The following is a 680-nucleotide window of genomic DNA, read 5'->3' as shown; positions in this document are numbered from 1 at the left end:
GAAGGTCGTCGAGCGTGACGACATGTTCCGCGCGTCGGAGCCCCACAAGGCCTGACCGAGGGACAGCCCCTCTATTCCGAGCGAACGGTACGTTCCGTCGGTTGATCCGACGGAACGTACCGTTCGCTCGTTTCGGGGGAAGGGTCCGGAGCTGAGCTCAGAGGACGAACAGCACGGCCCACAGCCAGGCGCCGGCGGCGACGAGGCCGCCGAGCAGTTCCACGAGCATCGACAGGCCGACCGCCTTGGTCGCCTCGACCGTCGAATCCCACGCACCGCGATGGGTGCGGTGCCGCTGCGCCTCGGACAGGTACATGCCGAGCAGGAAACCCAGTACCAGGCCGATCACCGGCACCACGAAGAATCCGACGATCCCGACGAGCCCACCGACGACGAGCGAGCGGGTCGGCACACCCGCCTGCCGGATCCGTTTGCCGGGCCACGTGTACTTCACGACGCCGGTGACGACCAGGGCGACCGTCGCGATCGCGAACACGACCCACGCGGGGGTCCCGCCGGTGAGGATCGCCCACACCAGGATCGCGCCGAAGATCAGGATGGTGCCCGGCAGGATCGGCACGACGATCCCGAACAGGCCGACGAGGATCGCGAGGCCGACGAGGGCCTCCGCGCCGGCGCTCACGGTGCGACCGGCCGCACGAGGGAGGCGGCCTCGCCCG

General features: G+C 69.7%; 1 protein-coding gene. It reads right to left on the bottom strand.

From position 1 onward, the window contains the following. Window positions 1-157: 157 nt before the first annotated feature. Window positions 158-680, bottom strand: a 523-nt coding sequence (locus I0Q12_RS16665) for a DUF456 domain-containing protein (protein WP_231610828.1), incomplete at its 5' end; no start/stop codon positions are given.

The organism is Rhodococcus sp. CX, from assembly GCF_015865005.1.
Taxonomy (GTDB): Bacteria; Actinomycetota; Actinomycetes; order Mycobacteriales; family Mycobacteriaceae; genus Rhodococcus.
This window is presented reverse-complemented; position numbering and strand designations above follow the sequence as displayed.